This window comes from Paenibacillus sp. 01T422 (genome assembly GCF_056398785.1).
Window position 1 is genome coordinate 1 of sequence record NZ_JBFTQB010000823.1, and the last position, 2967, is coordinate 2967.

At 44.7% G+C, this 2967-nt stretch carries 4 protein-coding genes; all 4 read left to right on the top strand.

Features of this window, described 5'->3' with window-relative positions; all coding sequences use genetic code 11:
• Nucleotides 1-189: 189 nt before the first annotated feature.
• The gene (locus AC1DUA_RS31880) at nucleotides 190-639 is read left to right on the top strand and encodes a hypothetical protein (RefSeq protein WP_477503557.1); all 450 of its coding nucleotides are present in this window, start codon (nucleotides 190-192) and stop codon (nucleotides 637-639) included.
• A 13-nt stretch (nucleotides 640-652) separates the two neighbouring features.
• Nucleotides 653-2323 (top strand): terminase large subunit, encoded by a 1671-nt coding sequence (locus AC1DUA_RS31885; protein ID WP_477503558.1) that lies wholly within the window; start codon nucleotides 653-655, stop codon nucleotides 2321-2323.
• Complete coding sequence (locus tag AC1DUA_RS31890; RefSeq protein WP_477503559.1) at nucleotides 2323-2529, top strand: BhlA/UviB family holin-like peptide; 207 nt, start codon at nucleotides 2323-2325, stop codon at nucleotides 2527-2529. Before AC1DUA_RS31885 ends, AC1DUA_RS31890 begins: the two co-directional genes overlap by 1 nt.
• 16 nt (nucleotides 2530-2545) lie before the next feature.
• A partial coding sequence (locus AC1DUA_RS31895) for a portal protein (RefSeq protein WP_477503560.1) occupies nucleotides 2546-2967 on the top strand: 422 nt, incomplete at its 3' end.

Here is a 2967-nt window from a genome sequence, read left to right on the forward strand (position 1 = left end):
GTATCTGTTCATGGAAGTGTTTCGTAAGGCGAATCTGGAGGCATATGAAGTTGCTTCCGCTCAGATCGCGGCGAACCCACGTATGCAAAGGATTGTTGAACAGCAACAGCAATTAAGAGGAGAAACTAATGAATAAAGGAATCATCCCCTATTTTATAGAATGATTGATAGGATGGGGGGATTATGTAAATGAAGTTTATTAATAGGACAAAAAGTATATTTAAAAATATTAAAAAAAAGCCGAGTAGAGCCACTCAGATAATAAAATTTTTTAGTGATAATCCTGATGAATTAACCAATATAAGTACTGACGAATTAAAAAATATCAAGAAAATCTTAGAAGTTTCACAAGATTACCATAAGAACTTGGGAATGTTAGGAATCGGTATCTCAGTTGTTTTTTCTTCTTTTACACTTTACGTCAATAATCTGTTTACTTCTGCTGAATATAGTAAACAAGCGGCCGTTGCAGTGGTCCTAATTCTAGCTGGTTATTTCTTTAATCAAATTAGTAGGGCAATTACAAAACTATCCAAATTATCAGCAATAATCAAAACAATTGATCTCATTCTTGAACGAAGAAGTGAGATTAAGAGTGTCCGTATAAGTAGGTTAGAAAAAAAGTATTTAAAGAGATGAGGTTGGAAACGATGTGCTTTCAAAAATACATGACCGGATAAAAGAACAGGCCAAGGTCAAACAGGCAGTAAAATGGATTCGCAACCCAAAGGAATTTATTGAAGATAAGCTCTATATCCGAACCAAGAATAAACAAGTCGTTCCGCTTCGCTTCAATCCCATTCAGGAAATGTATTGGGATGAGAAGACGAAGCGTGACATTATCCTTAAACCTCGTCAGTTGGGCTTCTCTACGCTCACACTGGGGAGGTTTTTTGAGTGCGTCATCAATGAGGAGAACGTCACGGCGGTTATCATCGCTCACGACTCTGACTCTACACAGAAGATGTTCCAGATGGTGCAGCTCATGTACGAGTGGCTGCCGGAGGCGAAGAAGGAGCAGTTAAACAACGGCAAGAACAAGCCGAAGTACGGCAACCGTAAGGAATTCTTCTTCGCCGGCAATAACTCACGGATCTATGTCGGTACCGCGGGTTCTGATAAGTTCGGACGCTCGCAGACGATTAATTACCTGCTGTGCTCTGAGGTAGCGTTCTGGCCTAATCCAGAGGAACTCATGACCGGGCTATTGCAGGCTGTACCTTATGACGGTGAGATCGTCATCGAGTCCACAGCGAACGGTGTTGGTAACTACTATCACCAAACGTACGAGGATGGCAAGAAGGGCAAGGTTAACTGGAAAGCTCACTTCTATGCATGGTTTCAGCATCCAGACTATCAGCTTGCGCTTGATCAGCACGAGGTCATTGAGTACGACTCGGATGAGAAGGAACTTGTCGAGAAGTACACCTTAACACCCGAGCAAATCAAATGGCGGCGCTGGAAGATCAGTGAGATGCCGCAGACGCCTGATAGATCCAAAGAAGATATGTTCCGTCAGGAGTATCCTTCGAACGATCTGGAGGCTTTCCTCATGACTGGTACGCCAGTGTTTGACGTGAAGAAGGTTATGGCTCGCATTGAATTTCTGGAAGAGCACTATAAAACGAATAAGCCAGTTCGTGGTGGCTTCACATTCGATTATCGTAATGAAAAGATCATGGACTCCAGCATTAAGTTTGTTCCCGATCCAAATGGTGTTGTGACGATCTATGAGCATCCCATTCCCAAAACGCCGTACGCGCTTGGTGGTGACACTGCAGAAGGCGGGAAGGATTACTCTGCTGGACAGTTGCTGAACAACATCACTGGCAAGCAGGCAGCCGTGTGGCATTGTCATAGCGATACGGATCTTTATGCTAAGCAGATGTACTGCTTAGGCAAGTATTACAATTACGCGCTTGAAGCGATTGAAACAAACTTCGACCTTCATCCTGTGAAGGAGCTTGAGCGTCTCGGGTACCGCAGGCAGTTCCGCCGTGAAATCATCGACGAGATCAGCGGCAAGAAGCAGCACAAATATGGCTTTCAGACTACGAGCATTACACGGCCAGTTGTTATTGCGGAGCTCGTGACAATCGTTCGGGAGCACATCCATTTAATTGTAGACTTGGGTACGCTTCGTGAAATGCTGTACTTCGTGCGTAATTCAGTCGGCAAGCCTGAGGCTCTGCAAGGCAAGCATGACGATTTGATCATGTCGCTTGCCATTGCACATAAAGCCAGAGGACAGCAGTCCATGAAGTTATTTGAGGATTATGAAGACTATGAGCATCAAGTTGCTTTTGGAAGGACGGGATATTGATGGATAAGAACCTTGATAAATGGATCAAGAACGGCGTGTTCTTTGCTCTGTTCGTGGCTCTTCTGACCTGGACGATGAACGAGAACAAGACTCGCGAGCAGAAGTACCAGGACACGATCAAGCAAGTGACAGAGGCAAATGATAAATATGCTGAGATCATTAAGATCGATCTGGCAGAGATCAAGAGCAGAGTTATCAAGCCATGAAAGGCAGGTGAACACCTTGGCAGCAAAGAAGATGCCGAAGAGTCAGGCTAACCTTCAGAAGTACTTAACCCGTATCGAAGCAGCTGAGAAGCATCGAGATAGCGGATATAAGGAGTTATGGATACGTTGCTATAAGCGGTACCGGAATTATGTGGATCAGCTGCTGGATGCAAAGAATAAGCCAATCACAGACCGTTCCAACATCTCCATACCATATTCCTTCACGCAGGTGGAGACGATCCTGCCACGCTTGGTTGAAACCTTATTCGCTGCTCGGCCTTATGTGACCGTATTCGGTCGAGAGTCTGAGGATGAATTCAATGCGGAGAACATGGAGACCTTGCTCGATTGGCAGCAGAATGAGCGTATGGATATCCAGCGGATCTTTAAAACGGGACTCAAGGAACTGTGCATCTACGGTACCGGGATTACTTACTC